The sequence below is a fragment of the Arthrobacter sp. Ms25 genome, from assembly GCF_059090365.1.
On record NZ_JBNHFP010000003.1, the window covers coordinates 383510 to 403620 of the forward strand.

15 protein-coding genes are annotated in these 20111 nt (G+C 65.4%); 14 read left to right on the forward strand and 1 reads right to left on the reverse strand.

The genetic code is table 11. The annotated features are described in order from the left end of the window. The first annotated feature begins 3 nt into the window (after nucleotides 1–3). From AC5RT8_RS09985 to AC5RT8_RS10035, 11 genes are all read left to right on the forward strand, one after another. Nucleotides 4–1419 carry an L-serine ammonia-lyase gene (locus AC5RT8_RS09985; protein ID WP_494095547.1) on the forward strand — a complete coding sequence of 472 codons (1416 nt, stop codon included), beginning with the start codon at nucleotides 4–6 and terminating at the stop codon, nucleotides 1417–1419. Between the two features lie 101 nt (nucleotides 1420–1520). Further along, entirely contained in the window at nucleotides 1521–3095 is a 1575-nt protein-coding gene (locus AC5RT8_RS09990; protein WP_494095548.1) for an alanine/glycine:cation symporter family protein, read from the forward strand. 154 nt (nucleotides 3096–3249) lie between these two features. Then, nucleotides 3250–3672, forward strand: a complete 423-nt coding sequence (locus tag AC5RT8_RS09995) for a ChaB family protein (RefSeq protein WP_494095549.1) — start codon at nucleotides 3250–3252, stop codon at nucleotides 3670–3672. Between the two features lie 129 nt (nucleotides 3673–3801). Further along, complete coding sequence (gene ctaD / locus AC5RT8_RS10000; protein ID WP_494095550.1) at nucleotides 3802–5556, forward strand: aa3-type cytochrome oxidase subunit I; 1755 nt, start codon at nucleotides 3802–3804, stop codon at nucleotides 5554–5556. A gap of 129 nt (nucleotides 5557–5685) precedes the next feature. Further along, the gene (locus tag AC5RT8_RS10005; protein WP_494095551.1) at nucleotides 5686–6150 is read left to right on the forward strand and encodes a DUF4383 domain-containing protein; all 465 of its coding nucleotides are present in this window, start codon (nucleotides 5686–5688) and stop codon (nucleotides 6148–6150) included. A gap of 206 nt (nucleotides 6151–6356) precedes the next feature. Then, nucleotides 6357–8168 carry an L-lactate permease gene (locus tag AC5RT8_RS10010; protein WP_494095552.1) on the forward strand — a complete coding sequence of 604 codons (1812 nt, stop codon included), beginning with the start codon at nucleotides 6357–6359 and terminating at the stop codon, nucleotides 8166–8168. Nucleotides 8169–8298: 130 nt separating this feature from the next. Then, nucleotides 8299–9627, forward strand: a complete 1329-nt coding sequence (locus AC5RT8_RS10015; protein WP_494095853.1) for an FAD-binding oxidoreductase — start codon at nucleotides 8299–8301, stop codon at nucleotides 9625–9627. A gap of 103 nt (nucleotides 9628–9730) precedes the next feature. After that, the gene (locus tag AC5RT8_RS10020; protein WP_494095553.1) at nucleotides 9731–10615 is read left to right on the forward strand and encodes a Rieske (2Fe-2S) protein; all 885 of its coding nucleotides are present in this window, start codon (nucleotides 9731–9733) and stop codon (nucleotides 10613–10615) included. 111 nt (nucleotides 10616–10726) lie between these two features. Beyond that, nucleotides 10727–11449, forward strand: a complete 723-nt coding sequence (locus AC5RT8_RS10025) for a TetR family transcriptional regulator (protein ID WP_494095554.1) — start codon at nucleotides 10727–10729, stop codon at nucleotides 11447–11449. Further along, a complete protein-coding gene (locus tag AC5RT8_RS10030; RefSeq protein WP_494095555.1) occupies nucleotides 11442–13961 on the forward strand; it encodes an MMPL family transporter in 2520 nt (839 codons plus the stop codon). Before AC5RT8_RS10025 ends, AC5RT8_RS10030 begins: the two co-directional genes overlap by 8 nt. A 138-nt stretch (nucleotides 13962–14099) precedes the next feature. Further along, nucleotides 14100–14477, forward strand: a complete 378-nt coding sequence (locus tag AC5RT8_RS10035; protein WP_494095556.1) for a VOC family protein — start codon at nucleotides 14100–14102, stop codon at nucleotides 14475–14477. 16 nt (nucleotides 14478–14493) lie between these two features. On the opposite strand, the gene AC5RT8_RS10040 is transcribed toward AC5RT8_RS10035, so the two are convergent. Continuing rightward, nucleotides 14494–16350 carry an ABC transporter ATP-binding protein gene (locus AC5RT8_RS10040; RefSeq protein WP_494095557.1) on the reverse strand — a complete coding sequence of 619 codons (1857 nt, stop codon included), beginning with the start codon at nucleotides 16348–16350 and terminating at the stop codon, nucleotides 14494–14496. A gap of 91 nt (nucleotides 16351–16441) precedes the next feature. On the opposite strand from AC5RT8_RS10040, the gene AC5RT8_RS10045 reads away from it, so the two are divergent. The 3 genes from AC5RT8_RS10045 to AC5RT8_RS10055 all read left to right on the forward strand — a co-directional run bounded on the left by AC5RT8_RS10045 (nucleotide 16442) and on the right by AC5RT8_RS10055 (nucleotide 19853). Next, nucleotides 16442–16918, forward strand: coding sequence for a MarR family winged helix-turn-helix transcriptional regulator (locus AC5RT8_RS10045; RefSeq protein ID WP_494095558.1), 477 nt, complete (start codon nucleotides 16442–16444; stop codon nucleotides 16916–16918). A gap of 483 nt (nucleotides 16919–17401) precedes the next feature. Then, complete coding sequence (locus AC5RT8_RS10050) at nucleotides 17402–18217, forward strand: alpha/beta fold hydrolase (protein WP_494095559.1); 816 nt, start codon at nucleotides 17402–17404, stop codon at nucleotides 18215–18217. Beyond that, on the forward strand, nucleotides 18210–19853 hold the full coding sequence (locus tag AC5RT8_RS10055) for a sensor histidine kinase (RefSeq protein WP_494095560.1): 1644 nt from the start codon (nucleotides 18210–18212) through the stop codon (nucleotides 19851–19853). The genes AC5RT8_RS10050 and AC5RT8_RS10055 overlap by 8 nt, the downstream gene beginning before the upstream one ends. Nucleotides 19854–20111 lie beyond the last annotated feature (258 nt).

Sequence of the window (20111 nt, forward strand, 5' to 3'; positions counted from 1 at the left end):
CCCTTGGCTGTCGGCGTTTTTGACCTGTTTACCGTGGGCATCGGCCCATCGAGTTCCCACACAGTGGGCCCGATGCGTGCCGCTGCGCTCTTTGCAGCGGAACTGGTCGACGCCGGCAGCGTGCCCGCCGTCGCCGGCCTCCGTGTGGACCTCTACGGTTCCCTCGCGGCAACCGGGCGCGGCCACGGCACGATGACCGCGGTGCTGCTCGGCCTGGAGGGGTTCGCCCCCGAACTGATCCTGCCGGAACAGGTGGAGCAGCGCCTCGCGGACATCGAGGCGACCCGGAAACTGCAGCTGTGCGCGCAGGTCCCCGGCGCCGTGGCATGCCCGCTGGAATACGGCGAGGCTGACATCGTGCTGCACCCGCTCACCGTGCTGCCCCGCCACACCAACGGCATGAAATTCGCTGCCCTGGCGGCCGACGGTTCCGTGCTGCAGGAAGCCACCTTCTTCTCCGTGGGCGGCGGCTTCATTGTCCGCGAAGGGGAAGAACGGGCCGACGCCCTGGAACTCGAGGCCAGCAAGTCGGAGTTGCCATATCCCTTCCGCACCGCCGCCGAACTGCTGCAGCACTGCACCGGTACGGGACTGGGCATCAGCGACGTCATGCTGGCCAACGAAAAGGCGTCCCGTCCCGAGGCCGACATCCGCGCCGGCCTGCTGCATATCCGCGACGTGATGGAGGAATGCAAGAACTCGGCCATCCGCCGCACCGGCCTGCTGCCCGGCGGACTGAAGGTCCGCCGTCGTGCTCCGGGCTGGCACGACCGGCTGCGCGCCGAGGACCCGAACCGGGACCCGAAGTTCTGGCAGGAGTGGGTGAACCTCGTGGCCCTGGCCGTCAATGAGGAAAACGCGTCCGGCGGACGCGTGGTCACCGCCCCCACCAACGGTGCGGCGGGCATCATTCCCGCCGTGATGTTCTACGCCACGCACTACGGCCCCGGCATGGAAGACGCCACACCCGAGCAGCGCGACGACGTGGTGGTGCGCTTCCTGCTCGCCGCAGCCGCCGTGGGCGTGCTGTACAAGGAACAGGCCTCCATTTCCGGTGCGGAGGTGGGCTGCCAGGGCGAGGTCGGTTCGGCATCGTCCATGGCCGCCGCCGGTCTGGCCGAAATCCTGGGCGGAACGCCGGAGCAGGTGGAAAACGCCGCCGAAATCGCGATGGAGCATAACCTGGGCCTGACCTGCGACCCGATCGGCGGGCTGGTGCAGGTGCCCTGCATCGAACGCAACGCCATCGGAGCTGCCAAGGCCGTGAACGCCGCGAAGATGGCGCTCTGGGGCGACGGCGAACACCGAGTCTCGCTGGATGAAGTGATTGTGACGATGCGGGAAACCGGCCGCGACATGAGCTCTAAGTACAAGGAAACCGCGCTCGGCGGTTTGGCCGTCAACGTGGTGGAGTGCTGAGCATCCGTCTCACCCGCTGAATGTGATTTGGAGAACACTCCCGGGTTAAGCAAGGCTGTGATGTCGCTTTTGACAGCAGGCTTACTGAAACCGAGGAACCAATGAACGCAGTACGGGCAGTTCCCCTGGCACCGGCATCCGAAGAGGTCGGCTGGCTCGGATCCATTGACGCGGCCGTCAACTCCTTTTTCGAACCGATTACCGCGGTGTTTTCCGGGATCGTGTTCTTCCCGGTCAGCATCGGCGACTTCAGCTTTCCCATTGTTGTCGCCTGGCTGATCCTTGCCGGCATTATCTTCACCGTCTACTTCGGCTTCATCCAGTTCCGCGGGTTGAAGGTGGCGGTGGAGGTGATCCGGGGAAAGTTTTCGTCCAAGGATGATCCGGGCGAGGTGCCGCACTTCCAGGCCCTGACCTCAGCCCTCTCGGGCACCGTAGGCCTGGGCAACATTGCCGGCGTCGGTGCGGCGATGGCGCTGGGTGGCCCCGGAGCCACCTTCTGGATGATCCTGGCCGGACTGCTGGGCATGGCCTCGAAGTTCGCGGAATGCACGCTGGGCGTGAAGTACCGCGTGGTCCACGACGACGGCACCATCAGCGGCGGCCCGTTTAAGTACCTGCCCGTGGCCTTTCGACGGTTGGGCCACTGGCCGGCCAAGATCCTCACGGGCATCTTCGCCGTGGCGATCCTCATCTTCGGCATTGCCGGCGGCAGCATGTTCCAGGCCAACCAGACCTTCGCGCAGATCCAGAATGTGACCGGCGGCGATGACGGCCTCCTCGGCAGCGCCGGCGCGGCCCTGATCTTCGGGTTGATCCTTGCTGCCCTGGTGGCCGTCGTGATCCTCGGCGGCATCAAATCCATCGGCGCCACCACCTCCAAGCTGGTGCCGGCCATGGGCGGTATCTACATTCTGGCCTGCCTGTTCGTGATCATCGTGAACTTCGAGAACGTCCCGGCAGCGTTCGGCGCGATCATCGAGGGTGCCTTCCGGCCCGAGGGCTTCGCCGGCGGCATCATCGGCGTCATGATCGTCGGTTTCCAGCGGGCATCCTTCTCGAACGAGGCGGGCGTGGGCTCCGCGGCCATCGCCCATTCCGCGGTCAAAACCCGCCGTCCGGTCAGCGAAGGCTTCGTGGCGCTCTTCGAACCGCTCGTGGACACGGTGCTGATCTGCACCATGACCGCCCTGGCCATCATCATGGCGTCCACGCCCAGCCTGCAGGCCGGAATCGACCAGGTGCAGGCCGGCGGTGACGCCCCCGACGGCGTCATCCTCACCTCCGACGCCTTCGCGACCGTCCTGCCGTGGTTCCCGATTGTGCTCGCCATTGCCGTGGCACTCTTCGCCTACTCCACCATCGTCACCTGGTCCTACTACGGCCTGAAGTCCTGGGAGTACCTGTTCGGCCGCGGCCGCCGCCGGGAGATCGCCTACAAGGTGCTCTTCCTGCTCTTCACCGTGGCCGGCTGCGTTCTGTCCTTCAGCCAGGTCATCAGCTTCGCCGACGCCGCCCTCTTTGTCTGCGCATTCGTGAACCTGCTGGGCGTGTATCTGCTGCTGCCCGTGATCAAGCGGGAAATGAAGGCGTACCTGGCGGACCGCAGGAGCGGAAAGTTGGAGATGCTCGGCATTGACGAGGATGACATCAAGGAAGCTGCCGCCACCGCCTAGCCAACGCGCCCGCCGTCGTCGGCATTTTCCTCCAGGCTCCCTCGCCGCTTCCGCTATTCGCCGGGAAGCGGCGGGGGAGCCTTTTCTGTTGAGCCCGCACCGGGAAGGATGATAAACCATAAGGACACTTACTATCGAGGGACGGGGATGAGAAATGCCTAAGACCGGCAAGAACGACCACGCGGTGAAGAGCGAGCTGCCTTCGACCCTGCAGCGCTCGGATAGAAAGGCCCAGGACACGTTCGCGAAGACGTACGACTCGGCAGCGGAGGAATACGGCGACGGCGAGCGGGCAGCGCGGACGGCGTATTCCTCCCTCAAGCACACCCACGAAAAGGTGGGCGACCACTGGGAGGAAAAGGAGGGGAAGGGCCCCTCGGATGCCAAGGCCGCGGAGGGGCGGGGATCCACCAAGGAGACTGCCGGGGGAGTGGACGCCAACGCCTCCAAGGAGCACCTGTATGAACTGGCGGCCAAGCTGGACATTTCCGGTCGTTCGAAAATGACCAAGGACCAGCTGGTGGAGGCCCTGCAGAAGGCCAACGAGAAGCAGACCCGGAAGGCGCGGGAAGACTAGAAGCGGGTCCCGGCCGGGCGCGGAATCTCCCAGGGGTCTGGCGGGCGGTCCGCCGCCGCCATACGATACCAAGCACAGTCTCGGATGTTCCTGGCAGGGCAGTACCCTTCGGCGGATCGGGATAGTTCCATGTCGACAGTGAAATACACCGCGGAACCGGACGGAACCTTTGTTGCACCCCGGGTGGTTCCCGTGTCCAAGGGGCGGATTGTCGTCAACTGGATCACGTCCACGGATCATAAAACCATCGGGTTCATGTACCTGATCGCGTCCTTTGTCTTTTTCTCCCTGGCCGGAGTGATGGCACTGCTTATCCGGGCCGAACTGTTCGAACCGGGCATGCAGATCCTGCAGACCAAGGACCAGTACAACCAACTGTTCACCATGCACGGCACAGCCATGTTGCTGATGTTCGCCACGCCGCTGTTCGCGGGCTTCGCCAACGTCATGATGCCGCTGCAGATCGGTGCACCCGACGTAGCCTTCCCCCGCCTGAACGCACTTGCGTTTTGGTTCTTCCTGTTCGGCTCACTGGTCGCGATGTCCGGTTTCATCACCCCGCAGGGCACCGCTTCCTTCGGCTGGACCGCCTACACGCCCCTGTCCAACGTGGCCTTCAGTCCTGGCCTCGGCGGTGATTTGTGGGTGTTCGGGCTGGCGCTGTCAGGTTTCGGCACCATCCTGGGCTCCGTCAACTTCATCACCACCATCATCTGCCTGCGTGCCCCCGGCATGACCATGTGGCGCATGCCGATTTTCACCTGGAACACCCTGGTCACATCCATCCTGGTTCTGATGGCGTTCCCGCCGCTGGCAGCTGCACTTTTCGCCCTGGGCGCGGACCGCCGCTTCGGCGCGGATATCTACAATCCCGAACGCGGCGGTTCGATCCTCTGGCAGCACCTGTTCTGGTTCTTCGGCCACCCCGAGGTGTACATCATCGCGCTGCCGTTCTTCGGCATCGTGTCCGAGATTTTCCCGGTCTTCAGCCGCAAGTCCATCTTCGGCTACAAGGGTCTGGTCTTCGCGACCATCGCCATCGCCGCCCTGTCCGTTACGGTCTGGGCGCACCACATGTACGTGACCGGCGCCGTCATGCTGCCGTTCTTCGCGTTCATGACCATGCTGATTGCGGTGCCTACCGGCGTGAAGTTCTTCAACTGGATCGGCACGCTGTGGCGGGGGTCCATTACGTTCGAAACCCCCATGCTGTGGAGCCTCGGCTTCCTGATTACCTTCCTCTTCGGGGGGTTGACCGGCATCATCCTGTCCTCGCCGCCGCTGGACTTCCACGTCTCGGATACGTATTTCGTGGTGGCGCATTTCCACTATGTCGTGTTTGGCACCGTGGTCTTTGCGATGTTTGCCGGTTTTTATTTTTGGTGGCCCAAGTGGACCGGGAAAATGCTCAATGAGCGGTTGGGAAAGATACATTTCTGGCTGCTTTTCTTGGGCTTCCACACCACGTTTCTGATCCAGCACTGGCTGGGTGTCCTGGGCATGCCGCGCCGCTACGCGGACTACCTGGTGGAAGACAACTTCACCGGCATGAACCAGCTGTCCACTGTCGGTGCCGGCATTCTGGCCCTGTCGATGATTCCCTTCTTCTGGAACGTGTACATCACCTGGCGTCACGGCAAGAAGGTCGAGGTGGACGACCCCTGGGGCTTCGGCGGATCGCTGGAATGGGCAACCTCCTGCCCGCCGCCGCGCCACAACTTCACCTCGCTGCCCCGGATCCGCTCGGAACGGCCCGCGCTGGATCTGCATCATCCGGAGCTGATGCCGCGGGCGAACTCGGATACGGATTCACCGGCCGAAAAGCTCTTCGGCGCAGCGGACATGGGCAGCGAGCATCCGCGCGATCCCGATCCCCGGCAATAGGGGCCGGAACGGCATAACGTTCCGCATTCGATAATTGGCGCTTGCAAACTAAGTATGCTTATTATGTTATCAAGAAGTCCCCAAGGTTTTGACTGCGGGGGTTGGTAACTAATGAGAGGTATTGGCAGAATGTCAAACCATGGCAACACGGCTGCGACCGCCGGGCGCACCAATGTCCAGAAGGCCGCACTGGCCTTCGGCGTCGTTTTCCTGCTGGTCGGCGTTCTGGGATTCATCCCCGGCGCAACCACCAACTACAGTGAACTGACCTTCGCCGGCCACCACTCCGAAGCGAAGCTGTTGGGCATCTTCCAGGTGTCCGCACTGCACAACATCGTCCACCTGCTGTTCGGCATCGCCGGCCTGGCATTCGCCCGCACCGTTTCCGGCGCCCGCAACTACCTGATCGGCGGCGGCATTATCTACGCGCTGCTGCTGGTCTACGGCCTGTTCATCGGCCACGATTCCGCCGCCAACTTTGTTCCGCTGAACACCGCTGACAACTGGCTGCACGGCTTCCTTGCCGTTGCGATGATCGGTGCCGGCATGGCCCTGACCCGTGACCGCCGCGACGCTCCGGCAGCCCGCGCCTAACTCACGCAGCTTCACCGCTTCCAACCGCCGCCGCGGTTCCCGGCCCTTTCCGGCCGGGAACCGCGGCGGCTGGTCGTTTAAGGCAATTCCGTTTGAGTGAGCCGATTTGCGTCTGGCGGGCGCAAACCGTTGACCCTGCCAAGGGGCGGGCCTAGGGTCGAACGCATCATCACCGTGGATGGAGAAACAAAAACAAAGGAGTTTTTGTGACGACTGCTGCCTTTCACCAGCCTCTCGACCCGATTGCCGGTTCCCTGGCCCTGTCTGCCATCCTGGCAGCGCTGCCCCTGTTGATTCTGTTTGTCCTGCTGGGCGTGTTCCGGATGAAGGCCTACCAGGCCGCATTGATCAGTCTCGCGCTGTCCCTCATCCTGGCCGTGGCGGGCTGGCAGATGCCGGTGGGCCAGGTTCTTTCGGCGACCGGGCTGGGCGCCTTCTACGCCATCTTCCCCATCCTCTGGATCCTGATCAACGCCCTGTGGATCTATAAGCTCACCGTCGCGACACCGTGGTTCGAGGTCCTGGGGCGGACCATCCGTTCCATCTCGGACGATCTGCGCATCCTCTCCATCCTGATTGCCTTCTGCTTCGGTGCCTTGCTGGAATCCCTGGCCGGCTTCGGCGCCCCCGTGGCCATCGCGGCGGCCATGCTGATGGCCGCCGGCATGAAGCCGCTGAAATCCGCCGTCGTCGCCCTGCTGGCCAACACGGCCCCGGTGGCCTTCGGCGCCATGGCCGCGCCGATCATCGCCTTGAACGGGGTTACGGGGATTCCGCTGCAGGAGCTGTCCTCCATGACCGGACGGCAGACGCCGTTCATCGCCCTCGTGGTCCCGCTGATCCTGGTCTTCCTGGTGGACGGGAAACGCGGGCTGCGGCAGACGTGGCCGGTTGCGCTGGTAGCCGGAGCTGCTTTCGGGCTGGCGCAGTTCGTTGCCTCGAACTTCTTCATCGTGGAACTGACCGACGTCGTAGCCGCCGTCGTGACCGTCATCGCGGTGCTGCTGATGCTCCGGGTCTGGCAGCCGGCCGAAATCATCGGCATGACCGGGGAAACCCGGGAGGACGAAAAGGCCGGGAAAACGGCGTCGGTTCCCGAAACGGAATCCGTGGGAACTGACACCCTCACGGGTCCGGGCCGCGGTTCGGCAGCAGGGGCAGGAACCAGTACCGGAGCCGCCGGAGGCGCAACTGCCGTGGGCGCCGGACGGCAGGGAGGCGGCGGCGATAGCGGCTCCGGCCCCAGCGGCACGACGTCGCACACCGGGCGGCCCTCCGGGCACGACGTCTGGATGGCCATCGCCCCCTACCTGGTGATTATCGTGGTGTTCTCCATTGCCCAGATCCCCGCAGTGAAGACCTGGCTGACTGCCATCGGCAGCACCACCTTCAAGTGGCCCGGACTGGACGTGGTCGGGAATAACGGCAACCCCGTGGCTGCCCAGACCCTTCGCTTTGACCACATCCGGGCAACCGGCACCCTGCTGCTTTTCTCCGGCATTATCACCATGCTGCTGTACCGGATTGCCCCGCGCCGCGGCGTACGCGTCTACGGCGAAACGCTGAAGCAGCTGCGCTGGACCATCCTGACGGTCTGTGCCGTGCTGGCGCTGTCCTTCGTGATGAACCTGTCCGGGCAGACCACCACCCTGGGCGTCGCCCTGGCCTCGGCCGGCGGCTTCTTTGCCCTGCTCTCCCCACTGCTCGGCTGGATCGGCGTGGCTTTGACCGGCTCCGACACATCGTCCAACTCGCTTTTCGGTGCCCTCCAGGTTGCCGCGGCGAATGAGACCGGCCTTTCACCCACGCTGATGGCCGCCGCAAACTCCTCCGCAGGCGTCATGGGCAAGATGCTGTCGCTGCAGAACCTGGCCATCGCATCGGCCGCCGTCGGCCTGGAAGGGGCGGAAGGAACCCTGCTGCGCAAACTGATCGGCTGGAGTCTGGGCCTGCTGGCTTTCATCACCGTGCTGATCTGGCTGCAGTCGACTTCGGTGCTGGGCTGGATGGTCCCGTAACCCCCGAGTCACTGCTGTTCCAGCTTCCCGGGGCGGCCGCCGCCCCCGAACTGTAAGGAGAAATACCGTGAGCACGCACTCCCTCGATCCGATTCCCGCCAGTGTCGCCTCCGGTCCGGGCAGCACGGTCCTGAGCAGCTTCCCGTCCCTCTCCGTGCTCGAAGTGGACCGGCAACGGGTGAGCACCGACCGGTCCGGTTTCGTGCCGGAGTCGCTGCCGGACGGCGTGGTGTCTGCGCGCACCGCGGATGACGTCGTGGCCACACTCCGGCTGGCCTCAGAGCACCGCATTCCCGTGGTTCCGCGGGGAGCCGGCACCGGGCTCGCCGCAGCATCCTCTTCCCGGGCCGGGGAACTGGTGCTCGATGTCTCGGGCATGAACCGGATCCTGCGCATCGATCCCCAGGAGCAGCTGGCCGTGGTGGAACCCGGGGTCCTCAATGCGGACCTGAACGCCGCCGCCGCGGAACACGGCCTTTTCTATGCACCGGATCCGGCGAGCACCGCCATCTGCAGCATCGGCGGAAACATTGCCACCAACGCCGGCGGCATGCGCTGCGCCAAGTACGGGGTCACCCGGGAGTCGGTGCTGGCCCTGCGCGTGATCCTGGCGGACGGCCGGGAACTGCGCACCGGCCGGGAAACCATCAAGGGAGTCAGCGGCTATGACCTCAACGCCCTGATGATCGGCTCGGAGGGAACGCTGGGGGTAGTGGTGGAAGCCACCCTGCGGCTGCGTCCCCTCCCGGTGCACACGGCCACGGTGGCCGCGTTCTTCCCGGATGTTACTGCTGCGGCCCAGGCGGCGTCCGCCGTCGTCGCCGCCCGGATCCAACCCTCGGTGATGGAGCTCATGGACGGACCCACGCTGGAGGCCGTGGATATGGCCATGGGCACCGATTACCGGTCCAAGGGCGGAGCCTTCCTGCTGGTGCAGACCGACGGGTACGGGGCCTTCCTGGAGCAGGACGTCGTGATGGATGTGGTCTCACCGCTGGGCAGCTGCGAGAAGGCCGTCGATGACGAGCACGCCGCGGCACTGATCACCGCCCGCAGGGAAGCCATTCCCTCGTTGGAGAAGCTGGGTCGGGTGTCCATCGGCGATATCGGCGTTCCCCGGGGCAGGCTGGCGGAAGTGGTGAGCGGGCTGGAGGAGATCTCGGCCCGCACCGGAGTCCGCATCTTTACCATTGCGCATGCTTCCGACGGGAACCTCCATCCCATGATCGTCATGGATCCGGAGGATTCGGTCACCACTGGCCCGGCGAAGGTGGCGCTGGGGGAGATGTTCCACCTGGCGAAACGGCTGGGCGGGACCCTGACCGGTGAACACGGCATCGGGCTGCTCAAGCGGGACTGGCTGGAGGAGGAGCTGGGCGATGTGTCCCTGGAAGTCATGAATACCATCCGCACCGCCCTGGATCCGCTGGGCATCCTCAATCCGGGAAAGGCGCTCTAAGCGTAAGGCGGGGGACCCGGTGCCCGGTTTGCGGTGGCGCCCGCCCCGGGCGGCACCTACTCTGTGCAGGATCACCTAGGTGTCCATCCCGTGAGGAGAGGCCATGCGACGACTGCCCTTAGTTACCGTTGCCGACAAATTGGAAAACGCCGCCTGGCTGGATCCGGCCACCGGATGGGTGGCGAAAACCGTGAAGTCGGCAGTGCCCTGGCCCGCCGTAAAGGACGTCCTGCACGGTGTTCCCCTGGGACATCCCCTGCACCCGCTGCTGATCGTGGTGCCGCTGGGGGCCTGGGTTTCCGCCGCCGTGCTGGATGTGCTGCCGGGAAATGAGCGGGCGGCCCGGACATTGGTGGGCGTTGGCGTTGTTTCGGCCGTCCCCACCGCGCTCTCGGGCTCCGTGGATTTCTCCCAGTTGGATGCCCGGCAGCAGCGGACCGGAATTGTGCATCAGGGCGCCAACGCACTCGCCGTCGGCCTGTATTCCGCTTCCTGGCTGGTGCGCGGCAGGGGCCGGACGGCACTGGGCCGGGTCCTCGCCTTCGCCGGACTTGCGGTCACCGGCGCGGGCGGCTTCCTGGGCGGGCACCTGTCGTACCGGCAGGGGGCCGGGGTCAACCGGAACGAGGACCTCCCGGGGGAAGTGCCGTCGGGCTGGCACTCACTGGGGCCCGTGGCGGCGTTCGTGTCCGGCGTCCCCCAGCCGGCCCGGCTCGGCACGCTGAATCTGATGGTGCTCAAACGTACGGACGGCGCCGCGGACGGTGCCGTCTCCGTCCTGGCGGACACCTGCAGCCACCTCGGCGGACCCTTGCACGAGGGGGAGCTGCGGCAGGTGAAAAACGAGCTGTGCATTGTCTGTCCCTGGCACGGCAGCACGTTCTCGGTGGAATCGGGGGAAGCCGTCCACGGTCCGGCCACCTCCCCGCAGCCGTCCTTTTCCACACGGATACGGGACGGTCTGCTGGAGGTGAGCCTCCGGGACTGACGCCGCCGGATCCGCCACCCGCGGCGACGGCGTCGCGGGCGGACGGCACCGTGTCCGGGTGCCGTCCCGCACCGGTTGCACCCAGTGCAATGATGCACGTAGTGTAGAAACGTGCTGAACACCGTCCCGGTTGAAGACCGCCGCAAGGCGCTCAAGGACCGCCACCGGCAGGCCATTGTGGCTGCTGCGGCGGCGTTGATGCATGAGCGGCAAACCACGGATTTCACCGTGGATGAACTTGCGCAGCGAGCCGATGTCTCCCGCCGCACCGTGTTCAATCATTTCGCGTCCATCCGCGACATTGTGTCCGAGGTCTGCAGCAACGTCCTCAGCTCGGCGGTGGAGACCCTGGTCCTGGTGCCCTCGGCTGACGGCGGACGCAGGGACGTGTTTGACGAGATAGCCGAGGCGTTCCGCGCCGCGGACCTGGTACCGCCCATGGCATACCTGACGCGGCTGCTGGGCATTGCGGGAACGGTTCCTTCAGCCGTTGGCGGTGAAGGGGCCGGTCCGGTCCAGACGCAGGCGCATCCGCTGGCCCTGCGGGCGTTCACCGAACTCAGTGACCGGCTCGCGTCCGTCATGTACACCCGCCACCCCCAGGCGGATCCGATCAGCGTGGACCTGCTGGTGGCTGCCCTGACCAGTGGCCTGGGCGTGTTGTACCACCACTGGCACTGCGCCACCGGTGCCGTGGACACTCCTGAATCACGCCGCGTCTGGGCTGAACTGCTGGACGCGCTCCTTGAAAAAGTCCGGTCCGGGCATGTTCCCGGCCCGGTGTACCCCGATTCCCCCAACCATCCCCCTAAAGGACAGACTCTCAATGGCTGAATTCCTCTACCGCCTCGGAGCCGCGGCCGCACGCCGTGCGCGCACCGTGCTGGCGGCGTGGTTCGCAGTGCTCGTGGTGGCAGGCGTAGCCTTCACGCTCTTCAGCGGCACCCTCACCACCGCATTCTCCATCCCCGACACGCCCACCACGCAGGTCACCGAGCGCTTGCAGGAGAAGCTGCCGCAGGCCTCGGGTGGCTCCGGTTCCGTGATGATCCAAACGGAGGACGGTTCCAGTTTCACGGATGAGCAGCGGCAGGAAATCACCGCCCTGGTGAACAAGGCCGCCGAAATCGACGGGGTGGAAAACGTCGTCGATCCGTTCGCCACGGAGGCGGACCGCGCCAAGCAGGGCCAGGAGCTCCAGGCCGGACTGGCGCAGGTTGAAGCGGGCCGCGCCCAGATCGAGGACGGGGAGTCCCAGCTGGAGGCAGGCCAGGCCCAGCTTGACGCCGCCCGGCAGCAGGCTGAAGCGGCCGGCGCCCCCGCCGAGATGATCGCAGGGCTGGATGCCCAGCAGGCCGAGCTCGACGCCAAGCGCGCGGAGCTGGAAGCAGGCCGTGAGGAGCTGGAAGCAGGCGCCGTGCAGGCCGAGCAGGGAGCTGCCCTGCTGGACATGTCTCAGGAAATCCGGATGGTGTCCGAGGACGGAAGCGCCGCCGTCGTGAACGTTACGTTCACGGAATCGCAGATGGAGATCACGCAGGAAACCAAGGACGAGCTGGTGGCGGCCTTTACGGACGAACCCATCGACGGCCTGCAGGTTGATTACTCCGCCGAAATTTCCGCTGCCGTGCCCGCGCTCTTCGGGATCGGCGAAGTTGTTGGCCTCGTCATCGCGGCAGTTGTCCTCTTTGTCATGCTGGGTACCCTGATCGGTGCCGGCCTGCCGCTGGTGACCGCGCTGATCGGCGTCGGCATCGGTGCCCTGGGGGCACTGGCCTTCTCTGGCGTCGTCGAAATGGCGTCCGTGACCCCTGTGCTGGGCCTGATGCTCGGCCTGGCCGTGGGCATTGACTACGCACTGTTCATCGTCAACCGGCACCGGCGACAGCTGAAGAGCGGCTACGCGCTGGAGGAATCAATCGCACTGGCCAACGGCACGTCGGGCAACGCCGTCGTCTTCGCCGGCGCCACCGTGTTCATTGCCCTGCTGGCGCTGAACATCACCGGCATTCCGTTCCTGGGCCTCATGGGTACCGTCGGTGCGGCCTGCGTCGCCATCGCCGTGCTGGTTGCGGTCACCCTGACCCCGGCCCTGCTGAAGCTCGTAGGCATGCGCATTCTCAGCCGGAAGGAACGCGTGGCCATCACACCCGCCGCGGACGCCGGTTCCAAGGAAGGCCGCCCGCAGCTCGCAGAGGCCAAGCCCATGTCCACCGGCCGGGCCGTGGTGACCGTTGTTGCCTCGATTGCGGCCTTGCTGCTGCTGGCGGTGCCGGCCATGGACCTGCGGCTGAACCTTCCCGACGGTTCCGCCGAATCCCACGACACCACCCAGTACCGTGCGTACGCAGCGGTTTCCGAGAAGTTCGGCGAGGGACAGAACGGCCCGCTGCTGCTGGTGGCCGAGCTGCCCGGTGAGCCGAGCGAAGAGGAAGCGCTGGTTGCCCAGAACGAGATTGCCAGCGCCATCTTCGACCAGGACGATGTGGCGGCAGTCGCCCCCATCGGGACGTCCGAGGACCGCTCCGTTGCCGCCTTCCAGGTGATCCCGGAAGAAGGCCCCACGAGCGAATCCACCGAAAACCTCGTGAACGAACTCCGCGGGATGTCACCGGTGCAGGGTGAGAACGGCGACTACGAGATCGGCGTCGCGGGCTCCGCCAGCGGCAACATCGACATCTCCGAGAAGCTGGGCGAAGCCCTGCCGCTCTACCTCGGCGTGGTCGTAGGGCTGTCCCTGCTCATCCTGATCCTGGTATTCCGGTCCATCTTCGTACCGGTGATCGCCACCCTCGGGTTCATCCTGTCCTACTTCGCCGCCCTCGGCGGCGTGGTGGCCATCTACCAGTGGGGCTGGCTGTCCGGGATCTTCGGCGTGGAGACGCCCGGCCCGATCCTGAGCTTCCTGCCGACCATCCTGGCGGGCATCCTCTTCGGCCTGGCCATGGACTACATGCTCTTCCTCGGCTCCGGCATGCGCGAAGCCTTTGTCCATGGAGCGCCGGCACGCCTCGCCGTAGCCCAGGGCTTCCGGGCCGGCCGTTCGGTGGTGGCCGCTGCGGCCATCATCATGGCGTCCGTGTTCGGCGGCTTCATCTTCTCGCACAGCACGATGATCCGGCCCATCGGCTTCGCCCTGGCGTTCGGTGTCCTGGTGGATGCCTTCGTGGTGCGGATGCTGCTGATCCCGGCCCTGATGCACCTGGCCGGGGACAAGGCCTGGTGGCTGCCGAAGTGGGTCGATAAGATCCTGCCGGACGTCGACGTCGAGGGCGCCTCCCTGCAGCGGCGCCATCCGCACGCCGATCAGAAGCCCGCAGAGGTGGAGGAGGCGGTCCGGAGCTAGCCTCCGCCGTCCCCTCGAACACCAAAGGTGCCGCCATTCCTCCGGGAAGGGCGGCACCTTTGGTGTTCCGCGCGCTGCAGCCGCGGGGGTAGGTCGCTGCTGTGGCGCACGGCGGCAAAGCGTCCTATGCTGCCGGCCATGGCTATCGCACGAGTACCCAGCACAGTTATTGACTGCCCGGATCCCGAGGCACTCGCCACCTTCTACGGAGCCCTTCTGGATTGGAAGGTGGACTTGGACGGGTACGACGGCGACTGGACCGAAATCTCCGACGCCACCGGCCAGCGCTTCGCCTTCCAGCGGGTGGAGAACTACACGCCGCCCGCCTGGCCCGGCCAGGATGTTCCCCAGCAGATGCACATCGACGTCGACGTCGACGACCTGGATGAAGGCGAAGCCGCGGTCCTGCTGCTCGGCGCAACCAAGCATGAGCACCAGCCTGGGGAGACCTTCCGGGTGTTCCTCGACCCGGCCGGGCACCCCTTCTGCCTCTGCGTTGGCTGGAAGGACGACTGAGCCGGCATCCGGCCGGTTAGCCGGCGAGATTGTCCTCCAACGTGGCGGTGTGCGCCGCCAAACGGGAGAACGCGCCGTCGGCGGTCCTTAGTTCGTCCGGCGTGCCCGCTTCGATGACCCTGCCGCCGTCGAGCACCACCACCTGGTCCGCGTTTTCCACGGTGGAGAGCCGGTGCGCAATGGTCAGCGTGGTGCGGCCGGCGGATAGCCGTTCCAAGGCCAGCTGCACCTGCGCCTCGGTGGTGTTATCGAGTGCCGAGGTGGCCTCGTCCAGGACCAGCACCGGCGGATTGCGCAGGATAGTCCGGGCGATGGCGAGCCGCTGCTGCTCCCCGCCGGAAAAGCGGTGGCCGCGCGCTCCCACCAGGGTGTCCAGCCCCTCGGGCAGGGAGCCGACGGTGTCCGCCATCTGCGCGGCGGCAAGGGCGGACCAGAGCTGGTCATCAGTGGCGTCCGGGTCGGCCAGCAGCAGGTTCTCGCGGATGGTGGCGTGGATCAGGTAGGTCTCCTGCGAGACGACGCCGACAATCCGGGCCAGGTCCTCGGGTGCCAGTTCGCGTACGTCCACGCCGTCGATGCTGACGCGGCCGGACCCGGTGTCATTGAGCCGCGGCAGCAGGGACGCCAGGGTGCTCTTGCCGGAGCCGGTGGGTCCGACGACGGCGGTGGCGGTCCCGGCCGGCAGCGTCAGGTCGATGCCGTGCAGGACTTCGGTGCCGTCGTCGTAGGCAAAATGCACGTCCTCGAACCGCACTTCGCCCCGCACGGCGGCCGGGTCCAGTCGGACCGGGTTTCTTGCCGGGCGGATCTGCGGCTCGAGGTCCAGGTACTCAAAGATCCGGCTGAAGAACGCCAGGGCGGTCACCCACTGCACGCCGATGTTCAGCAGGCCCATGACCGGCCGGAAAATGCCGGCCTGCAGCCCGGTGAATGCCACCAGGGTGCCGATGGTCATGCCGCCGCTGGTGGCAGGGAAGCCTGCGGCGAGGTAGATGACTGCCGGAATGGCCGCGAAGACGATCTGCATGGTGGCCATCCGCCAGCGCCCGGCCAGCTGGCTGCGCAGTTCCAGTCCCACGAGGGTTTCGGAGCGGGTGCGGAACCGCTCGGCGTCGCGTGGAACGGTGCCGAGCGTTTTGGCCAGCCGGACGCCCGAGACTGACAGCCCTTCCTCCACCTGCGTGTGCAGGGCGGCAAGTTCGCGCTGGCGTTCATCGGTCACGTCGCGCCGGATGATGGCCACGCGGCGGGAGAGCCAGATGGCCGGCGGCAGCACCGCCAGCGAAATCAGGCTCAGTCCGGGGGAGAGGGCCACCATCGCGACGGCAGTAGCCACCGCCGTCGTGAGGTTCGAGGCCACACCGGTGGCGGTGGTGGTGACCACGGACTGCATGCCGGAGATGTCGTGCGTGAGCCGGGACTGGACCTCTCCACCGCGGGTGCGGGTGAAGAACCCGAGCGACTGGGCCTGCAGATGGGTAAAGAGCTTCACACGCAGCGTGTGCATGACACGCTGGCCCATGCCGGTGGCCAGCCAGGTCTGGATGACGCCGATCGCGGCGGTCAGCGCGGCCACGCCCACCATGGCCGCGGTGAGGAACAGCAGCAGCCGGGTGTTGGCCTGCGGCAGAGCATCATCAATGACGGCGCGGACCAGGAACGGCTGCGCAAGGCCGACCACCGATGAGGCGGTGATCAGCAGGACGACGACGGCGATGGTCCCCTTGTGCGGGGCGAACAGTGCGGCGATGCGCCGCAGATGGACCGGATGCCGGGCCAGTTGCTTCTGATCGGCGGGATTCAGCTTCGCAGGGCCGCGGCCTGGACCTCTGCCGCTTCCGGGGCCTTCGGGGGCCGCTTCGGGAATAGCCATGGTTCCTCCTGTCGCTGCCGGAAGATGCGAGGCAGGTAAAGCAGAGGTTACCTCATTATGTGGTTACCGCGAAATGGGTAGACTGGTTGCCATGACTTCTGCTTCTGACGATCCGGCCGCTCTGGGCGAACTGATGCACACGGCGTTCCGCGCGCTGCGGAAGCGCTGGCTGCAGCAGCTGGCACCGTACGACCTGACGCCGCACCAGTTCCGGGCGCTGAGCGCGGTGGCACGGACTGCCGGTCCTGAAGGCGCTGCGGAGGCGCCGGGGGAGAGCGGGCCGGGGCTGCGGTTGAAGGAGCTGGCCGAGCGGCTGCGGATTGCACCCCGGTCGGCTACGGAGGTGGTGGACCAGCTGACCGCGAAGGGCCTGATGGAGCGCGGCGCACACCCTGTAGACCGCCGGGCCACGTTGCTCCGTGTGACGGAAGAGGGGAAGCGGTTGCGGGAGAGGGTCCTGGCGGATCGGAAGCGCGAGGCGGATGAGTTCTTTTCCGTCCTTGCCCCCGCCGACATGACGGAGTTGGCCCGGATCCTCGGGAAACTCGGCGGAGACAGCAACGGATAAAAGCCGGCGGCACTTCTTTATCTATGCATATGCATGATTTCGTCCGCGGTCTATCCTCTGTTACATTTCGTGCGGGGAATCGCTTGCGCTTCTCACGCGCATCTCCGTCACCGCCATATCTCATCGGTGACCATTCAGTCTCTACACGAAGGTCTCTGCTATGCGTCATATAACCCGCATTTCGCGTACCCCCGGCCCCTCCGCAGCCACGCGGGGCCCTATTCCTCTTCCCGCTTTTGCGACGGCGATTCTGCCCGCGCGCGTTCGGGTCTGCCGGCAGCAGTGAGCCTCCCGAGGACCTAGACGCAGTTTCCGCCAAGGCTCCGAGCCGGCCTTGGCGCGGCATCCCCACGGCCCGCCCTTCCCGAGACCCCTATGCATCCGGACCTCAACAACGGACCGGCTGCGGGTAAAACATCACACGGGCCGGTTGAGGGGCTGTATCCACATGCACAAGCCAGGATTCTTGAGGAAGCAGTAACGATGAACATAGACGCAGTAATTGCGCGTAACAATGTGCAGGTGCTGGGACAGGCCGACGGCCCGCCCCTCGTATTCATTCAGGGATTCGGCTGTGACCAGGTGATCTGGGACCGGATGCTTCCGGAATTCACCAACACCTACAAGGTGGTCCTGTTTGACCACGTCGGAACCGGCGGTTCCGACCCTGCCGCATACGACCGGGCCAAGTACGCATCGTTGGACGGGTACCTGGGCGACCTCACCGAGATCCTGGACGCCTTGGAGCTGAAGGATGCCGTGCTCGTCGGCCACACCATTGCCGGTGCCATGGCTTTGGCTGCATCGGTAGGCAGTCCGCGCATCGCAAAACTGATCCTGCTGTGTACTTCACCCTGCTACCTGAACGACGAAGGCTACGCCGGCGGCTTCCAGCTGGAGGATATCGGTAGCATCCTCAAAGCCGTCGAAGCCAACTTCTCCCTGTGGGTAAAGGAGGCGACGCCGGAGCTCACCGGTACCCCCGCCGGTTCCAAGCTCAGCCTGGAAATGACCGAGCGGGTCTGCCGGTTGCGGCCGGAATACGTCCGCGACTTCCTGCAGATGTCCTACACCACGGACATCCGCCCCCTCCTGCCGCGGGTACGCGTCCCCGTGCTGATCCTGCAGACGGCGGCGGACCCGCTGACCCCGGCTACGGCATCCCGGTACCTGCACGAGCATCTCGCCGGCAGCACCTTCGAGGTCCTGGACGTTCCAGGAAGCATGCCCCACACCTACTCACCCATGGCAACGGCTGCGGCCATCCACGCATACCTGGAAGGTACTCCCCGTGGCTAAGACAATGCGCAGAATCGCCACCACCCGCAGGCGGCCGAAGATGCGGGAAAACGCAGGGGCATCGGGTTCGGAGGCCGCGCACGCCGGATACGACACCCACTTCCATGAGGCGGCGTCGGGCTATCTGGTCCTGTCGGCGGACGGAACCATCCTCGACGCCAATAACAGAATGGTGCTGTGGACCGGACAGCGCAGGCAAAAGCTCGTGGGCACTAACGTCGTCGAGTTGATGCCGGTGGGAGACCAGGTACTGTTCGCGTCCTATGTGGTGCCGCAGCTGGCCATGACAGGGCACTTCGATGAGCTGGCAGTGGACCTGCGGGCTGCGGACGGAACCTCTATCCCGGTGCTGCTCTCGGCAGCCCGCTCCGAGCATGACGGCGTCCCGATAGATCGAATCACTGTCTTCAAGGCTTCCGAGCGCCGCCTCTATGAACGCGACCTCGAGGACGCCCTCCGGAAGGCGGAGGCCGCGGAAACCGTGTACGCCGCCGCTGAAGGAGACCTTCGGCAAAAGCTTCAGGCCTTGGAAGAAAAAGACCGTGTCCTGCAGGAGAATCTGGCCGAGAGCATCAGGGGGAAAGCACTGCTGGAAACGGTGCTGAACGCTGCCGACGTGGGTTTGCTGGTGGTGGACACCCAGGGAAATACGGTGCTGTCGAATACCCACCTGCTTTCCATCTGGCAGGAAATCATGGGAGACATACCGGTCGCCAAGGGCGGAGGGCAGGTGTTTTCTGCGGACCGGACCACCCCGTTGCCGGAAGCAGAGGGCCCAATTCACCGGGCCGCTGCGGGTGAAGCTTTTTCAGATCAGATGTTCTGGTTCGGCAGCGGGGACCAGCAGATGGCCCTTAGGGTCTCGGCCCGCCCAATCGAGGCCAATGCGGTGCTCTCCGGCTCGGTGATCGCCTTTACCGACATCAGCGGACCGGTCCGTGCACTGGAAGCGCACCAGGAATACGTCGCGAAGGTGTCCCATGACCTCAGGACACCCCTGACCTCGATCATGGGTTACCTTGACCTGATATTGGAAGACGGCCGCCTCCCGGCTCACCTGTCAGCTCCCGCCAATGTGGCAAAGCGTAATTCGGACCGCCTGCTGCAGGTGGTTTCCCGGCTGCTGTCAATAGTTCCGGAAAGCATGGAACCCGGCCGCCGCCCGGTGAACCTGGCCGAGGTCCTGCGTGTGGGGATCGCTTCCATCCGTCCGAAGGCAAACGCCAAGCGCCTGGATTTCCTGACGGAAATTCCGGTCTCGCTGGTCGCGGACGTGGACGCGGAAAGGCTCACGAAATTGGTGGACGGTTTGTTGTCCAACGCCGCGAAGCACTCACTCCCCGGAGGCAACCTCTGCGTGCAGCTCTGGCAGCAGGGACAGACGGTCTGCCTGCGGGTGGCGGACACCGCAATTGCAACGGACGAGGCCGAACCGGAGAAAACGCCTGTGAAGTTCTTTCGTGGCCGCCGGGGATCCTCAGACACTGCGACGGGAGTCGACGCGGGCCTGCAGGGTTCCAGGCGGATCGTCGAAGAGCTCGGAGGGGGCCTGTCCTTCGTCAGTACCGAGGGGGAGGGGAATGTCGTTACAGTGACGCTCCCGGTCAGCGCCGAAACCGCTGCGCTCAACCGATAAACCGGTCCCTGTTGAGTGGAAAGTCCGCAGCCGCGGGAACCATATAGGCCGCATATCTGAGCCGTCGGCCGAACGGTGACGCCGTGAACTTTGACGAATCTTGAGCGAATCTTGAGCTAAACGTGAGAAGCGCATGCGACGATCGGTGCCCTGTGGGAAGTAGAGACCCTGCAGATAGGCGGTGCCGTTAATCACAATGGTTTCCGCGCGGAAAGGGCCCCGCCTGAGATACGGGGCCTTTTCCGCGAACAAAAAACG

Bases quoted from the DNA above. Each gene is read 5' to 3' on its own strand.
- AC5RT8_RS10040 (WP_494095557.1), bottom strand. From the start codon at position 16,350: ATGGCTATTCCCGAAGCGGCCCCCGAAGGCCCCGGAAGCGGCAGAGGT.
- AC5RT8_RS10035 (WP_494095556.1), top strand. From the start codon at position 14,100: ATGGCTATCGCACGAGTACCCAGCACAGTTATTGACTGCCCGGATCCC.
- AC5RT8_RS09995 (WP_494095549.1), top strand. From the start codon at position 3,250: ATGCCTAAGACCGGCAAGAACGACCACGCGGTGAAGAGCGAGCTGCCT.
- AC5RT8_RS10020 (WP_494095553.1), top strand. From the start codon at position 9,731: ATGCGACGACTGCCCTTAGTTACCGTTGCCGACAAATTGGAAAACGCC.
- AC5RT8_RS10050 (WP_494095559.1), top strand. From the start codon at position 17,402: ATGAACATAGACGCAGTAATTGCGCGTAACAATGTGCAGGTGCTGGGA.
- AC5RT8_RS10005 (WP_494095551.1), top strand. From the start codon at position 5,686: ATGTCAAACCATGGCAACACGGCTGCGACCGCCGGGCGCACCAATGTC.
- AC5RT8_RS10030 (WP_494095555.1), top strand. From the start codon at position 11,442: ATGGCTGAATTCCTCTACCGCCTCGGAGCCGCGGCCGCACGCCGTGCG.
- ctaD (WP_494095550.1), top strand. From the start codon at position 3,802: ATGTCGACAGTGAAATACACCGCGGAACCGGACGGAACCTTTGTTGCA.
- AC5RT8_RS10045 (WP_494095558.1), top strand. From the start codon at position 16,442: ATGACTTCTGCTTCTGACGATCCGGCCGCTCTGGGCGAACTGATGCAC.
- AC5RT8_RS09990 (WP_494095548.1), top strand. From the start codon at position 1,521: ATGAACGCAGTACGGGCAGTTCCCCTGGCACCGGCATCCGAAGAGGTC.